Below are 14972 nucleotides of genomic sequence, written 5' to 3' on the forward strand. Positions count from 1 at the left end.
ACGGACCCGGCTCAGACGTCGCGCGGGACGACCGCGTACCGGCGCACGCGCAGCGACGGGTTGGTCGCGCGCACGCGCTCGATCGAAGATCGCTCGACCACCGCGACCGCGATCCCGGGAGCCGTGCCCACTCCCGCCAGGACCACGCCCTGCGGATCGACGACCTGCGAGTGCCCGACGCCGATCGGCGTCGGGTGATCCGCGGCGACGACGTACACGGTGTTCTCGATCGCACGCGCGGCGAGCAGCGTCGTCCAGTGATGCTCCTTGAGCGGCCCCCGCACCCATTCGGCGGGCACGACGAGCGCATCGGCACCAGCATCGATCAGGGAGCGGGCGACCTCGGGGAAGCGCAGGTCGTAGCAGGTCATGAGCCCGAACCGCAGGCCGCCGAGGTCGAACATCGCGGCCTTCCCCACTGCCCCCGCCTCGACCCAGTCGGACTCGGTCTGCCCGAACGCATCGTAGAGGTGCTGCTTGCGGTAGACCGCGAGGACGCCGTCGCCCCGCACCGCCACGACGGTGTTCCGCACGTGACGGTCGTCTGCCGCCCGCTCGGCGAGGCCCGCGACGATCACTACGGCATACTCGGCGGCCAGTGCGGTGAGGGTCGAGACGAACTCTCCGTCGAGGTCTTCGGCGTTCGCGGCGAGGCTCTCGTCCATCGGGTCGACGAAGTAGCTCGAGTACTCCGGGAAGACGATCAGCTTCGCGCCGCGTGAGGCCGCATCCGCCGTCAGCTCGGCGATCCGTTCGCGGTTGTCGGCACGGGCGGCGGTGGGCGCGAACTGGCACACGGCGACAGGGACGGCTGCGGTCTCGGACATGTCCCCATCCTCTCGCATCGACACGCCCGAGGCGTCACGTGGGCCCGCCCCGATTCGCCCGCCTCTGGAATCCGTGATAAGTTACTTCTTGTGCCGCGGGGTGGAGCAGTTCGGTAGCTCGCCGGGCTCATAACCCGGAGGTCGCAGGTTCAAATCCTGTCCCCGCAACGAGAAGCGACACAAGAAAGGCCCTCTGATCAGGTATTCCTGATCAGGGGGCCTTTCGCATTCCCCTCGTGATCCGCGGGAGAAGCGGTGCAGCACCCGGCGAATCACCGTCGCGACAGTGCGCGGACGTAGCCGATGCCGGCACAGGCATGCAGCACCAGGCGGCAGCGATCATGTGCCCCCGCGTCGCCCGCCGTCCCCCTCAGACGCGAGGATCCGCGGTGGAGAAGCGGCGCAGCGTCCGGTCCATGGCGATGACGAATGTGGCGATCAGCGCGACAGCCGCCGCCATCACGAGCATGGGCCCCGTTCCCCACGCGGAGACGAGCACGCCGATGAGCGGGTTGACCACGAGCTGCGGCACCTGCTGCACGACGATCAGCACGCTCTGGAACCTCGACATCATCGGAGCCGGCGCGAGCAGCAGATATGTCGGGAAGACATGGGCCGTGAAGACGACGACCCCGCTCCCGACGAGCATCGTGCTCGCGAGCGCTGACACCCAGGTGGGAGAGATCGCGAGGAGCCCGAGACCTCCCGCGATCATCAGGGGGCCGGCCGCCATCGGCCGCCAGGCCCGCGACGCGGTCCCTCGCCAGGCGAACCAGGCCCCGCTGAGCAGTCCGCCGGCGATCCACCCCGCTTCGATCACCCCGGCCTCGGTCGCCGACCACCCGCGCTCTCTGGCGGCCAGCGGCACACCGAGCAGGACAGCAGGGATGACGGCCCCCGCCACGATCGCGACACCTGTCAGAAGTGCGGGTACGCCACGGGTCGTCCGCACCGTCGCGATGCCCGCCACGACGCCGCGCGGCGACAGCGCGTCCGGGACGGCCACGTGCGTGCGGGGAGGACGGATCAGCAGCAGCGTCACCAGCATCGCGAGACATCCCAGGACATCCAGCAGGGCGACGCCGCCGAGCGTGAGGACGCCGACCAGCGCTCCGCCCATCGGTGGGGCGACCGTCCGTGCGAGCTGACTCGCCATCCCGACTCTCGCCATGGCTGTGCCGAGTTGCCCCTCTGCCACGAACAGACGCGGGAAGACGCCGACCGCCGGGCGCTGGAACGCGGAGACGGTGCCGATCAGCACCGCGGTGATCAGAAGCAGCACAACCGACGTCGGCCAGAAGACCACCGCGAGAGCGAGCCCGGTGCTCACGACCATCAGCATCGCCGTGCCGACGATCAGCACCCGACGTGGTCCGAAGCGGTCGGCGACGGCACCTCCGAGCAGTCCCAGCACCACGGAGGGAGCCACGGTCGCCGTGAGAACCGCCGAAGCGACGTTCGGCCCGTGACCGGAGGCCACCCACGTCAGCGCGAATGCGAGGATGCCGGCGCCGAGCTCGGATCCGACGGTCGCCGCGACCCAGGCGGTGAACCCTCGGGGCGCACGCCCACGCCTCATCCCGGCTGGGCCATCATCACGGCGGCGAAGTCCGGTTGAGCTGGCGCACGCCACTCGATCGGCTCGTCGGGTCCGACGACGTCGCAGATCACCTCGTTGCCGAGCGCAGCATCCACCACCCGGCCGAGGACCTGACCGGAGACTCGGAGCGCGCAGGGCTCTCCACCCGTCGTCCCCGCGAGATGTCGACTTCCGGAGGTCAGCACCCCCGTACCGGAGCCGTCGGCCGTCAACAACAGGCCCGCGTCGTCTGCACCCGCGATGAACGTGTCCAGCTCCTCCCGCCCGAAGCGGAAACGCCCGCTGCTCCCCCGGCCTCCGCGCAGAAGACGGTGGACGGTGGGAAAGCGATCCTTCCCCTGCGGCACCACGAGCGCCTCACCCTCCGCGTCCTCGAGACGCACCGCGGCCTCCCTCACCCCGCCGTCGCGGCCGACCGCCATGTCGACGACGAGCTCGACGTCCCATCGACCTCGGAGCCACGGGAAGACGATGGTGGGGTCGAGCCGCACACGCGCAGGCGGTCCCTCCACTTCCCGTGCAACCTCGGTCCGCGCCATCAGCAGGTATCGATCGGTGGCGACCACAGCGGCCGAACGGGAATCGATCTCGACCAGCACCCCGTCGAAATGCAGGTCTCCCGCGGCGGCCGCTGTCCGAACCTGCCGTAGAGCCGCCGTCAGAACGGCCGCGTCGAACCGGGCGCGCGTCCGCTGGATCGGATTCGCCCCGCTGCCGGACCGCAGACTGAGCTTCAGGTCCGCGACCAGCGCCTCCGCCGACATCGACCTGTCGCGAATGTCGCGGAGCCACTCCGTGAGCACGACGTCCGCCTGAGCCGCGTCACCGGCGAGGACCAGCCTGATCCTCCCCATGTCGAGCCCCGCGTCTCGGAGCCGTCGAATCCAGATCGCCCGCTGCTGCTGCTGCGGTGCGTAGTAGCGGTATCCGGTGCGCTCCTCCACGTCCGCGGGCGGGAGCAGCCCGTTCTCGCCGTACTGGCGGAGCGCGCTCGCACTGAGTCCGACTGCCTGCGCGAACGTGCTGATCGTCTGGAAATCCCGATGCCCGCCGACGGGCAACGGGAGATCCGCCCACTCCTGAGACTGCGCCATGGGTCCATCATCGACATTGACCCCGGCTGAAGGTCAAGGAGCGGCATCCCGACGCTTCCAAGCCGGGCCGTTCGCGCTCGTCAGACGAGTTCGGCGACGAGGCGTTCGATCCGCGCGCGGATGTCGTCGCGGATCGGGCGGACGGCCTCGATGCCCTGCCCCGCCGGGTCGTCGAGGACCCAGTCCTCGTAGCGCTTGCCTGGGAAAAACGGGCAGGCGTCGCCGCACCCCATCGTGATCACGACATCGGAGGCCTGCACGGCCTCCGTCGTGAGGACCTTGGGTGCTTCCGCCGTGATGTCGATGCCGAACTCGGCCATCGCGTCCACGGCGATCGGGTTGATCCGATCAGCGGGCATCGATCCGGCCGATCTGACCTCGATCCGGTCTCCGGCGATCGAGCGCAGGAACCCTGCGGCCATCTGGGAACGGCCGGCGTTGTGCACACAGACGAACAGGACGGATGGTGTGGTGGTGGCTTCGGTCATGAGTGACTCCCGGTGAGGGTGCTGTCCGTGAGGGAGACAGGCTGATCCGTGTGTGACGCGCTCAGCTCTATTCTCTCGTGGGCGGCACCGAGCCGCTCGCGAGCGACCCCGAGCTGAAGGACGGGTGCGGCGCAGCAACTGCCGCCAGTGCCGGCGTCGAAGTCACCCGATCCGCCGCACACGCCGGTGTCGGGCAGGACGAGCTGTCTGCTCTCTGCCGCCTCCTCATCGCCGGCGAGATGTGCGGCGACGCTCCGCGCCTGCTCGAAGCCGGTGAGGGCGAGGAAGGTGGGGGCACGCCCGTAGCTCTTCGCGCCGACGATGAAGAAGCCCTCCTCCGGCTGGATGAGCTCGCGGGCCCCGGTGGCCCCGACGGATCCGCAGGAATGGATGTTCGGATCGATCTCGGCGGCGATCCCCGCCACTGCCTCGAGAGACGCATCCAACGACAACCGCAGTTCCGACAGGATGCTGACATCGGGGCGGAAGCCCGTCAGGGCGAACACCTGGGAGACGCCGGTCACCTGCTCTCTGTTCTCCGCCGCGATCGTGAGCGCGCCCTCCTCGTGGCGGAACTCCGCCACACGGAACCCGGTGACGACGCCGACGAGACCGGAAGCGACGACCTTCTGCGCTCGGCTGCCGAGGGCGGCGCGCTCCGGCAGTTCGTCAGCAGCACCGCCCGCCACGTGCGCCGTCGTCCTGCGTCGCATCAGCCACGTGACCGTCGTGTCAGGACGGCGTCGAACCAGCTCGCTCAGGCGCAGGGCGGCGTGAGCGGCCGAGTGCCCCGAGCCGATCACGACCAGGTGCTGGCCGGCATAGCCGGAGACCTCCTGCGGGATGCGATAGGAGATCTGCGACGCCGCCCGCTTCTCACCGACCGCGGGGAGGCCATCGGCCCCTGCGGGATTGGGGAGGCTCCATGTACCGCTGGCGTCGACGACGGCGCGTGCGCTGATACGCCCGTCCTCGCCGCCCGCGTCGAGCGTGTGCACCACGAACGGCTGTGCGTTGCGGCCGCTGTCGACCAGGCGATCCCGCCCCTTCCGTGACACGCCCGTGACGGTCGTTGAGTACCGGACACGCTCCCCCAGCGCCTGGGCCAGGGGTGCGAGATACTGATCCACCCACTCCGCCCCGGTGGGGTAGCCCGACGGCGGCGCCGTCCATCCTGTCGGCTCCAGCAGGCGGCGCGCAGCTGTGTCGGTGAGTTCGGGCCACCCGGAGAACAAGCGCACATGACCCCACTCCGACACGGCAGCGGCGGGCCCGGCTCCGCGCTCCACGACGATCACGTCGTTTCCGCGGTCCGTGAGGTGCGCGGCGACGGCAAGACCCTGAGGGCCCGCTCCGATGACGACGACAGGAAGTTCGGACATCACACATCTCCTCGTATTGATGATCTTCAATACGGCAACTCTTGCGCGTCATATCGATGTTTGTCAATACGAGCGTAGAATGGGTCCATGACCCTCCCCGCGACGATCGAGGCCGCGTCCTCCTCCTGCTGCGTGCCGCGCATCACTCCCACGATCACGTCCGAGGACGCGGAGCGCGTCGCACGCGTGTTCAAGGCGCTCGGAGACCCCACGCGAGTCCGTCTCCTCTCCCTCATCGCCGCCGGCGAGGGAGGCGAAGCCTGCATCTGCGACCTCACCGATCCGGTCGGTCTCTCGCAGGGGACGGTGTCACACCACATGAAGCTCCTCGCCGACGCAGGACTCGTCACGCGCGAGCAGCGCGGTCGGTGGGCGTACTTCGCACTCAACGCCGAGGCGATGAACGCCGCAGCCGACGCGCTCCGGCCCGTCTGAGCGGAGCCTCCACCCTCCCAAGACGCGAATGGGCGCCCCGGAGGGGCGCCCATTCGACTCGTCTGCGAGGACTACTTCCCCGCGGCGGAGTCCAGTTCGAGCAGCTTCTGAACCGCTGCCGTGAGACGCTCATCGGCCTCGGCGAACTTGGCGAGATCGCCCGCCTTCAGAGCGTTCTCCCTGTCGATCAGGGCCTCCTGAGCGGAGGCCAGCGCGTCGGCCTCTGCATCCGTGGGCTGAGCGGGCTCGGTCGGCACCTCTCCGGTGTCCGGATCCACGGTGCCCGGGTCCGTCGGTTCGACCGTGTCATCACCACCGGTCGCGCCGGAATCACCGCCGAAGAGGGTGTCCAGCGCCTCGGTGAGCGTGTTCTCGAAAGCCACGCGGTCACCGAAGGCGACCAGCACCTTCTGCAGGCGCGGCAGCTGCGTGCCCTCGGACGACTGCACGTAGACGGGCTGCACGTAGAGCAGACCGCCACCGACGGGCAGCGTGAGGAGGTTGCCGTAGATCACCTCGGACTCACCCTGCTGGAGCAGGTTGAGCTGCGGGACCACGGACGTGTCGGAGTTGTAGGTGTTCTGCACCTGGCCCGGCCCGGGGACCGTGGTGTCGGTGTCGATCTCCAGCATGCGCAGCTGACCGTAGCCCTCCGCCTTCACGCCCTTCTCCGAGCCGGCGTCCGAATCCACGGCGAGATAGCCCATCAGCACGTCACGGCTGCCCCCCGCGCCCTGCGAGTTCGGGATGAACGTCGAGAACATCGAGAACCGTGGTGAATCCTGGCCGGGCATCTGCATCGTCAGGTAGTACGGCGGCTGCAGCATCGACTCGCTGCGCGGGTCGTTCGGCGTCTGCCAGCGGTTGTCCTGCTGGGCGAACGATCCGGCCTTGTCGACGTGGTAGACGCCGAGGATGTCGCGCTGCACCTTGAACAGGTCGGTCGGGTAGCGCACGTGGCTCATGAGCTCGCCGGACATCTCGCTGATCGGCTTCACCGTCGACGGGTAGACCTTCTGCCAGGTCTTGAGAACCGGGTCCTCTTCGTCCCATGCATACAGCGTCACGGAACCGTCGTAGGCGTCGACCGTGGCCTTGACCGAGTTGCGGATGTAGTTGATGTCGTCGATGGCGAGCGTCGGCGACGTGACGTTGGAGTCGGCGATCGCATCGGACAGGCTCACGCTCGTCGAGTACGGGTACGTCTGGCTGGTCGTGTAGCCGTCGACGATCCAGACGATGCGGCCGTCCACCACGCTCGGGTACGGGTCGCTGTCGAGCTCGAGGTACGGCGCGACCTTCTGCACGCGCGTCTTCGGGTCACGGTCGTACAGGATCTGCGAGTCCTCGTTCACCAGGTTCGAGAAGAGGATCTGCTCGGACTGGAACTTCAGCGCGTAGAGCAGCTTCGTGAACGTGTCGCCGATCTTCGGTCCGCCGTCGCCCGAGAAGGTGGTCTTGGTCTCGCTGGAGCCGTCCTTGCCGCGCGGGTAGTCGATCTCGGCGGGCTCCGACCCCTCGGGTGCGCCCACGATCGAGTACTCGGGCGACTTCTCGCCGAAGTACACGCGGGGCTCGAAGTTCTCCCGTTCCGACAGGAATCCCGACGTGGGGATGCCGCGCTCGAGGAACACCGGCTCGCCGTCCGTGGTCCGCTGGTTGCCGGCTGCCGCCACGAGGCCGTAGCCGTGCGTGTAGACCGCGACGCGGTTGTTCCAGTTGTCGCCATCGCCCAGACCGGACATGTCGAGGTCGCGCACGGACACCACGGTGTCCTGCATCTTCCCGTCGATCTCGTACCGGTCGACGTCCATGATCGTCTGGAACTGGTAGTAGCCGCGGTACTGCTCGAGCTGGCGGACCGTCGGCGGGATGACCTTCGGGTCCATGATGCGGGTCGACGCGGTCGTCTCGGCGTCCGCACGCAGCTGACCGGCCTCGGCGTCCGTCTTGGCGGCGAAGGGCGTCGTCTCGAGGTCTGCGACTCCGTACGCCTCCTTCGTGCCGTCGATGTTCCGCTGGTAGTACTCGGCCTGATAGGCGTTCTGGTTCGGCTTCACCTGGAAGGTGGTGACCACCCACGGGTAGCCGATCCCGACGACGAGCGAGGCCACGATGAGCAGCGCCGTCGCGGCGAGGGGGAAGCGCCACCGGCCGATGACGGCCGTGACGAAGAAGAGGATCGCCACGACGGCCGCGATGATCGCGAGGATCGCGAGGCCGGGGATCGTCGCGTTGACGCCGGTGTACGCGGCACCCGTGATGCGGTCGTCGGGCTCGACGAGCGTCTTGTACTGGTCGAGCCACAGGCTCGCCGCCTGCACGAGGAGGTAGAGACCCGCGATGACCGCGAGCTGGATGCGAGCCGGCTTCGAGATGCGCAGCTCTCCCTGGCCGATGCGCACGGAGCCGTAGAGGTACGACACCAGCGCGGTGACCAGCAGCGAGAGCAGCAGGACCGCCGAGACGAACGCGAGCAGGATCGTGTAGAACGGCATCGCGAACATGTAGAAGCCGGTGTCGATGCCGAACTGGGGGTCGACGTCGGACGTCGCCACACCATTGGCCCAGAGCCACACGGTCTTCCACTGCCCTGCTGCCGCGAAGCCCGCGAACAGACCGAAGAAGATCGGCATGCCCCACATCGCCAGGCGACGCAGAGGCTCGATGACCTCCTGGTAGCGGTCGAGCTGCGAGCTGAGCCGCACGTAGACCGGGCGGAGCCGGTAAGCCAGCTGGATGACGACGAACAGCGGAACGGCCATCCCGAGGAAGCCCACCACGAACATCACCGCCGTGGCGATCCACTGCGTCGTGAGGACGCCGGTGAAGCCCACCTGGTCGAACCAGAGGAATTCGGTGTACAGGGAGGCGAACACGAAGAACACCGCGATCAAGGCGGCGATGATCACCAGAGAGATGCCGAGAATGCGTCGGGAGGTTCGAGGCGTGGCCGGATTCGGAGCTGAGGTCGAGGTCACCTCTCCATCCTAGGCATCGCACACTGTGCGCAGGCTGTCATCCGGATCACGGCGAGGTCACGGTGAGGCCTGCGGATCAGTCTGCGGCGGTCTCGCAGGCGGGGAGTGCGGCGACGTCGCCGCCGTCGGCGATGACCTCGAGCGCCGCGAGCGACTCGTCGAGCGTCGCGGTGCGGATCACCTGGAGGCCGTCGGGGACGTGACCGACGACCTCGTCGCAGTTGGCCGCCGGGGCCAGGAAGTACTCGGCTCCCGCGTCTCTGGCGCCGTAGAGCTTCTGCCGGATGCCGCCGATCGGTCCGACGGTGCCCGCCGCGTCGATCGTCCCGGTGCCGGCGATGTTCTCGCCGCCGTTGAGCTCGCCCTCGGTGAGCGTGTCGATGATGCCGAGCGCGAACATCATCCCGGCGCTCGGACCGCCGACGTTGTCGAGCTGGATCGTCACATCGATCTCGAAGTCGTAGTCCGTGCGGAGCGTGATGCCGATGAGCCAGGCCGTCGCATCCCCCTCGGTGTGCTTCTCGGGCGTGACCTGGACGGTCTGCTCCGAGCCGTCGCGCTGCACGGCGAGCTCCACCGGCGCTCCTCCGGATGCCTGGATCGCCTCCCGGAGCTGGGTCGCCGACGTCACGGAGACGCCGTCGACGGCGGTGATCACGTCGTCGGCCTCGAGGATTCCGTCGGCAGGCGAGTCGGCGACCGCCTCGACAACGACCACCTCGGCACCCGTGTCGTACCCGAGTTCGTTCAGTGCGGCAGCCGTCGCCTCGTGCTGGGAGTCGACCATGAGGGTGGCGTTGCGCTCGTCACGCTGTTCGCTCGTGACACCCTCGGGGAACACCGAGTCCAGGGGGACGACGGCCTTGGACGAGTCCATCCATGCCAGGGCGAGTTCGAACCAGCTGGGGGTGCGCTCGCGGTTGCCGACGACCTGGACCGTGGTGAGGTCGAGCGTCCCCGCGGTCTCGAAGGTCTCGGCACCCTCCACGCTGATCAGCGGCACCTGCTCCCCCTCGGCGTCCTTCGCGGAGCCGAGCGTGTCGTAGACGGGGCCGGGACGCTGGATCACATACGGCGACGGGAGGAAGGTCAGCACGACCAGCGCGACCAGCGCGACGATCAGCGCCCAGACCCCGAGTCCGAGCTTCCCAGACCGCGTTCGATCCACAGCATTCCTCCGTCGTTCGCGAGCGGCGTACACCGATCTGCCCGCATCGGGTTCGCGCGCAGAAACCTGTGACTAGCGTAGAGGCCACGGCAATAGATGTGCTGAGAGGGCGAGCGACATGGCAGACAACGACCCGACACCCGAGGACTTCCAGGAGTTCCTGCGGAAGATGCTCTCGAACCAGAGCGGCGGGGACATCGACCCCGAAGCGCTCCGAGGCGCCTTCGAGGGAATGGACGGATTCACACTCGACCCGGCGATGATGCAGACGATCATGTCGCAGCTCCAGGGCGCCTTCGGGGGCGACCCCTGGGAGAACGCGCTGCGCCAGGCGCTGTTCATCGCGAACCGCGACGGCCAGGGCGTCACCGCCGGCTCGCGCACCTCCCTCGCCGACTCCTTCGCGCTCGCGAATCTGTGGCTCGGCGAGGCGACGACGATCTCGGAGCTCTCCGAGACGCCGACCGTGATGACCCGAGGCGAGTGGGTCGAGAAGACGCTGCCGGTGTGGAAGGAGATCGCCGACCCGGTGTCGACCAGCATCGCCGACGCCCTGACGTCTGCGCTGGACACCCAGGTCCCCGAGGAGATGCGCGGGGTCGTCCAGGGCGCGGGCAAGCTGATGCGCGGCCTCGGCGGCTCGGTGTTCGCTGCCCAGTTCGGCCAGGTGCTCGGCAACCTCTCGCTCGAGGTGGTCTCCGGCGGCGACGTCGGCATCCCTGTGCTCCCGGCCGGGACGGCCGCGATCGTCCCGCAGAACCTGACGGCGTTCGGCGACGGCCTCGAGATCCCGGAGGACCAGATCGCCCTCTACCTCGCCACCCGCGAGCTCGCCCACGCACGTCTCTATCGGCATGCCAAGTGGCTGCACCTGCACGTGATGGCTCAGATCACCGACTTCGCGCGCGGCGTCACGGTCGACGTGGACGCCCTCGAAGATGTCGCGAGCAGGCTGGATCCGTCCGACCCCGAGGAACTCCGTGCGGCCATCGAGGGCGGGGCGCTGCTCCCGGTGCAGAGTGACGCTCAGCGCGAGGCGTTGACCCGGCTCGAGAACCTCATCGCCACGATCGACGGCTGGGTCGACGTGGTGACGGCCGAAGCGACCTCTCGCCTGCCCGACGGCGCCAGGATCGCGGAGGCCGCGCGCCGACGCCGCGCGGTGGGTGGTCCCGCCGAAGATGCGCTCGGTGCGCTGGTGGGGCTCAAGCTGCGCCCACGACGCATGCGCGAGGCCTCGGCGATGTGGCAGGCCGTGACGGACGCTGTCGGCATCGCTGCCCGCGACTCGCTGTGGGACTACCCCGACCTCATGCCGACGGCCGAGGACATCGACGACCCGAGCGCGCTCGTCGCCCGCCTTCAGGCCGCGGAGCGCGGCGAGCAGCCTGTCGCCGATGAGTTCGACGAAGCCCTCGCTCGACTGCTCGACGGCGACGACTTCTCGGAGGACAAGCCCTCCGACGACTCCGGCGACGGGGACGACGGCAGCGGCGAGGCCGCACCGGAGGGCGACAAGCCGGTCTGATCCGAGGCCTGCGGGTGCACTTCGGGGCACCCGCACCTCTCCTCCCCCGTCCGGCGGTCGGGCGCGAGTTGTCCACGGATGCCTGGTTCGTGTCCCGCGCGGATGGCATCCCCTCCACAATCGGAGGGATGCCGCTGACTCCGCTGATCCTCACGCGACTGAACCCGAACGCGCCGCTGCTGTGGCGAGATGAACACACGCTCCAGCTCGGCGACGACGGAGGTCTGCGCATCGAGGCCGATGCCGCCTGGGTGGAGCTGCTGCTCAGCCGTCTGCGCTCAGGCTTCCGCCGCGGGTCCTTCGACGTGATCGCGCACGCGGCCGGCGCACCGCGTGACGCGGCGCGCACACTCCTGGAACGCTTGGCCCCTGTGCTGCTCGACGATGCGAACGCCGCCCGCCCCGCCTGGGTGGAGAGCATCGGCATCACGGACGGTCGCAGCGAATACCGCATGCGCGAGGCTCTGATCGACGAAGGAGTCCCCCTCGTCGACCAGGGCAGATCGGCGGCGGTCGGCATCGTGCTCGTGCGGGGAGCCGCCGCCGCCCTGCAGTTCGCCCGGTACCTCCGAGAGGACATCCCGCATCTGCCGGTGTCGTTCGAGCCGGGACGCGTGACCGTCGGGCCGCTCGTCCTGCCCGGCGAATCCGCCTGTCTCGCGTGCCGTGATGCCCATGCCGCGGAGCTCGATCCGGCCTGGCCGCTGCTGCACGCGCAGATGATCGACCGTGACCCCGGGCCCCTCCGCGCAGCTCAGGTCGCCGAGGCCGGTCGGCTCGCGGCCATGCTCCTGACCGACGGCCGAGACGGCGCCGGCCGGCTGGTACGGGTCAGCGAGGACGGTTCGCGCGTGTGGCATTCGGTGTCGTTTCACGGAGAATGCCGGTGCCGCGGGCCGTGGTCCCCATCTCAGCGAGGAACCTCGACGGAGACCGTTCCCCCCGTCCCGCCGACCTCGACCACGACAGCGCCAGCGTTCGCGCGGCGCGCGTGACCCCGACATACGCCAGACGCCGTTCCTCGTCGATCGCCTCGAACGTCGTCGCGTAGGAGATGGGCAGGGCTCCCTCCGCCCAACCCGCGAGGTACACGTGCGGCCATTCGAGGCCCTTCGCCGCATGCAGCGTCGACAGGGTCACCGTCCGCATCGTCGGCTCGTGCTGATCCTTGGCGCGTGCCATGAGGGCGTCGCTGAAGCTGCGCAGGTTCGCCTCGGGCCCGGCTTCCTCCGCCAGCCTCAGGATGGCGCGCCGTGCTTCCCAGCCGCTGCGCTGGGCTCCCCCGGCCGCCGGCGGCTCCTCCGTGAGCCCGAGGTCGCGCAGCACACGCTGCACACCGGGCAGGAATCCCTGCTCGCTCGGAGCCACCGCGGCGGCGCGCAGCGCGAGGATCGCCTGACGCACCTCCGGCATGGCGAAGAAACGGGTCCCTCCCAGCACCGAGGTGGCGATGCCCTCCGCGGCGAGCGCCTGCTGCAGCAGGGCGGATTGCGCGTGGGCACGATAGAGCACCGCGATCTCCGACGGAGACGCGCCGGCCTCGATCCGTGCGGAGATCGCTGCCGCGATGCCCGCTGCCTCCTCACCCTCGGTCTCGTATGCGGTGATCGTGGGGGCGTCGGCGCTGAACTGCTCGCGCGCCGGAACGAGCTCCAGCGCGCCGGGTCGGCCGTGCATCAACGCATTCGCGGCCGTCAGGATCGGCGGCTGGGAGCGGTAGTTCGTCTCCAGCCGCACCACGGTGGCATCGGGGTGACGACGTTCGAACTCCAGCAGGAAGCGCTGCTCCGCCCCCGCGAAGGAGTAGATGGTCTGGCTGGCATCGCCGACCACACAGATGTCGTGCCGGTCGCCGAGCCAGAGCTCGAGCAGACGGTTCTGCAGCGGGGAGACGTCTTGGAACTCGTCGACCGTGAAATGCCGGTACTGCTCGTGGACCGACGCGGCCACACGCGGCTCCGCCTCCAGCATCCCGGCGCATGCGAGCAGCACGTCTTCGAAGTCGAGCTGACGTCGATCATCCTTCAGCGCCTCGTACCCGCGCATCAACTCGACGAGCTGCCCCGCGTCGACACCGCTGAACGGGCGACCGAGGGCGGCGTACTGATCGATCGACAGCATCGAGACCTTGCGCCATTCGATCTCGGAAGCGATGTCGCGCAGGGTCGCGGTGCTCGGACGGAGGCGGATCGCGTCGGCGGCCTGCCCGAGCATCCGCACCTTGTTGTCGATGATGGACGGCGCGGGCGAGCCGGCGAGAGTCGGCCAGAAGAAGTTCAGCTGCGCGAGGGCGGTGGCATGGAAGGTACGGGCTGCGACGCCCTCGACGCCGAGTGCCCGCAGGCGTCCGCGCAGCTCTCCCGCCGCCTTGGCGGTGAACGTGACCGCCATCACACGTGACGGAGAATAGGCACCGGTGTCCACCCCGTGCGCGATGCGGTGGGTGATGACTCGCGTCTTGCCGGTCCCCGCCCCGGCGAGCACGGCGACCGGTCCCCGCAGAACCGATGCCGCCGCCCGCTGCCGCTCGTCGAGGGCATCGAGTGCGCTCACGCGCGCCCCTCGTACCAGTCGACGATCAGGGCACGAGCGATCGATGCGGGGCCGGGAAGCCCGACCGGTCCGTGCCCGGCGAGCGCGGAACCGATCTCCGCACGCGTGAACCACCGCACCTCGATGATCTCCTCGCCGTCGGCGCGCGCGGCGGACTCGTCGTCGACGACGGCGCGGAAGCCGATCATGAGGGATCGCGGGAAGGGCCACGCCTGCGAGGAGATGTAGCGCAGGGAGGAGAGACGAACGCCTGATTCCTCTTCGATCTCGCGATGCACGGTCGCCTCGAGGGATTCGCCCGCCTCGGTGAAGCCGGCGAAGCAGGAGTACATCCGTCCGCCCCAGTTCGCGTTCGCCCCGAGCAGCAGGCGTTCGCCGTCTCGGCTCTCCACCGCCACGATCACGGCCGGATCCGTGCGCGGGAAGTGCTCGCGACCGCACACGAGGCAGCGGCGCGACCATCCGCCCTGACGCAGCTCGGTGCCGCCGCCGCACGTGGGGCAGAACGGCGCATCGCGAAGCCAGCCGGCGAGCGCGATGGCGCTGATGAGCAGCTCCGACTCGCGGCCGTCGATGCGGCCTCCCAGATCACGCAGCCCGAGCCAGATCTCGTCGGGTGCGGCGTCGAGCGCGTCCGACTCCGGTGGCGCAGCGGCGAGCAGCAGCACAGAGCCGTCGGCGTCGCGGCCCAGCAGCGCCCAGGTCGCCTCGACCACCGCCGCAGGGGGAACACGAAGAAGGGCGGAATCGACGACTCTCACCCGGCCCTCCCGCACCACGACGACGCGGGTCGCCGGGTCGTCACGCAGACGATCGAGCAGGTCCGGCTCCTCGCGGAGTTCGGCTGCACGGTCGAGGGACGGGCGCGGAATGGTCATCGACTCCCTCTTTCACGGGCGTGGCGGAGGCGGGACCG

The 14972-nt window shown here is 69.3% G+C and carries 11 protein-coding genes and 1 tRNA gene; 3 read left to right on the plus strand and 9 right to left on the minus strand.

Going from position 1 to position 14972, the window contains the following annotated elements:
- Positions 1-11: 11 nt before the first annotated feature.
- Positions 12-827 carry a carbon-nitrogen hydrolase family protein gene (locus CQ042_RS09455; RefSeq protein ID WP_105670229.1) on the minus strand — a complete coding sequence of 272 codons (816 nt, stop codon included), beginning with the start codon at positions 825-827 and terminating at the stop codon, positions 12-14.
- A gap of 94 nt (positions 828-921) precedes the next feature.
- Between CQ042_RS09455 and CQ042_RS09460 the strand changes: the two genes are divergently transcribed.
- Positions 922-995, plus strand: a tRNA-Met gene (locus CQ042_RS09460).
- Positions 996-1197: 202 nt separating this feature from the next.
- On the opposite strand, the gene CQ042_RS09465 is transcribed toward CQ042_RS09460, so the two are convergent.
- The 4 genes from CQ042_RS09465 to CQ042_RS09480 form a co-directional block, all read right to left on the minus strand.
- Positions 1198-2406 (minus strand): MFS transporter, encoded by a 1209-nt coding sequence (locus tag CQ042_RS09465; RefSeq protein ID WP_105670230.1) that lies wholly within the window; start codon positions 2404-2406, stop codon positions 1198-1200.
- Positions 2403-3521, minus strand: a complete 1119-nt coding sequence (locus CQ042_RS09470) for a MerR family transcriptional regulator (RefSeq protein ID WP_105670231.1) — start codon at positions 3519-3521, stop codon at positions 2403-2405. The genes CQ042_RS09465 and CQ042_RS09470 overlap by 4 nt, the downstream gene beginning before the upstream one ends.
- Positions 3522-3601: 80 nt before the next feature.
- Positions 3602-4009 carry an arsenate reductase ArsC gene (locus CQ042_RS09475; RefSeq protein WP_105670232.1) on the minus strand — a complete coding sequence of 136 codons (408 nt, stop codon included), beginning with the start codon at positions 4007-4009 and terminating at the stop codon, positions 3602-3604.
- Entirely contained in the window at positions 4006-5391 is a 1386-nt protein-coding gene (locus tag CQ042_RS09480; protein WP_105670233.1) for an FAD-dependent oxidoreductase, read from the minus strand. The genes CQ042_RS09475 and CQ042_RS09480 overlap by 4 nt, the downstream gene beginning before the upstream one ends.
- An 87-nt stretch (positions 5392-5478) precedes the next feature.
- Between CQ042_RS09480 and CQ042_RS09485 the strand changes: the two genes are divergently transcribed.
- A complete protein-coding gene (locus CQ042_RS09485; protein WP_105670234.1) occupies positions 5479-5826 on the plus strand; it encodes a helix-turn-helix transcriptional regulator in 348 nt (115 codons plus the stop codon).
- Positions 5827-5897: 71 nt separating this feature from the next.
- Here the strand turns inward: CQ042_RS09485 and CQ042_RS09490 are convergent, their stop codons facing one another.
- Positions 5898-8807 (minus strand): UPF0182 family protein, encoded by a 2910-nt coding sequence (locus CQ042_RS09490; RefSeq protein ID WP_105670235.1) that lies wholly within the window; start codon positions 8805-8807, stop codon positions 5898-5900.
- Between the two features lie 76 nt (positions 8808-8883).
- Positions 8884-9975, minus strand: a complete 1092-nt coding sequence (locus CQ042_RS09495) for a PDZ domain-containing protein (RefSeq protein ID WP_105670236.1) — start codon at positions 9973-9975, stop codon at positions 8884-8886.
- Positions 9976-10093: 118 nt separating this feature from the next.
- Between CQ042_RS09495 and CQ042_RS09500 the strand changes: the two genes are divergently transcribed.
- Entirely contained in the window at positions 10094-11503 is a 1410-nt protein-coding gene (locus tag CQ042_RS09500; protein WP_105670237.1) for a zinc-dependent metalloprotease, read from the plus strand.
- A gap of 831 nt (positions 11504-12334) precedes the next feature.
- On the opposite strand, the gene CQ042_RS09505 is transcribed toward CQ042_RS09500, so the two are convergent.
- Positions 12335-14056 (minus strand): ATP-dependent helicase, encoded by a 1722-nt coding sequence (locus CQ042_RS09505; RefSeq protein ID WP_105670238.1) that lies wholly within the window; start codon positions 14054-14056, stop codon positions 12335-12337.
- Positions 14053-14934: an NAD(+) diphosphatase gene (nudC, locus tag CQ042_RS09510; RefSeq protein ID WP_105670239.1), complete on the minus strand. Its 882-nt coding sequence runs from the start codon at positions 14932-14934 to the stop codon at positions 14053-14055. The genes CQ042_RS09505 and nudC overlap by 4 nt, the downstream gene beginning before the upstream one ends.
- Positions 14935-14972: the final 38 nt, after the last annotated feature.

Origin of the sequence: Microbacterium sp. MYb62 (assembly GCF_002979475.1) — a bacterium.
Classification (GTDB): domain Bacteria; phylum Actinomycetota; class Actinomycetes; order Actinomycetales; family Microbacteriaceae; genus Microbacterium.

Bases quoted from the DNA above. Each gene is read 5' to 3' on its own strand.
- nudC (WP_105670239.1), bottom strand. From the start codon at position 14,934: ATGACCATTCCGCGCCCGTCCCTCGACCGTGCAGCCGAACTCCGCGAG.
- CQ042_RS09500 (WP_105670237.1), top strand. From the start codon at position 10,094: ATGGCAGACAACGACCCGACACCCGAGGACTTCCAGGAGTTCCTGCGG.
- CQ042_RS09485 (WP_105670234.1), top strand. From the start codon at position 5,479: ATGACCCTCCCCGCGACGATCGAGGCCGCGTCCTCCTCCTGCTGCGTG.
- CQ042_RS09470 (WP_105670231.1), bottom strand. From the start codon at position 3,521: ATGGCGCAGTCTCAGGAGTGGGCGGATCTCCCGTTGCCCGTCGGCGGG.
- CQ042_RS09455 (WP_105670229.1), bottom strand. From the start codon at position 827: ATGTCCGAGACCGCAGCCGTCCCTGTCGCCGTGTGCCAGTTCGCGCCC.
- CQ042_RS09480 (WP_105670233.1), bottom strand. From the start codon at position 5,391: ATGTCCGAACTTCCTGTCGTCGTCATCGGAGCGGGCCCTCAGGGTCTT.
- CQ042_RS09465 (WP_105670230.1), bottom strand. From the start codon at position 2,406: ATGAGGCGTGGGCGTGCGCCCCGAGGGTTCACCGCCTGGGTCGCGGCG.
- CQ042_RS09475 (WP_105670232.1), bottom strand. From the start codon at position 4,009: ATGACCGAAGCCACCACCACACCATCCGTCCTGTTCGTCTGTGTGCAC.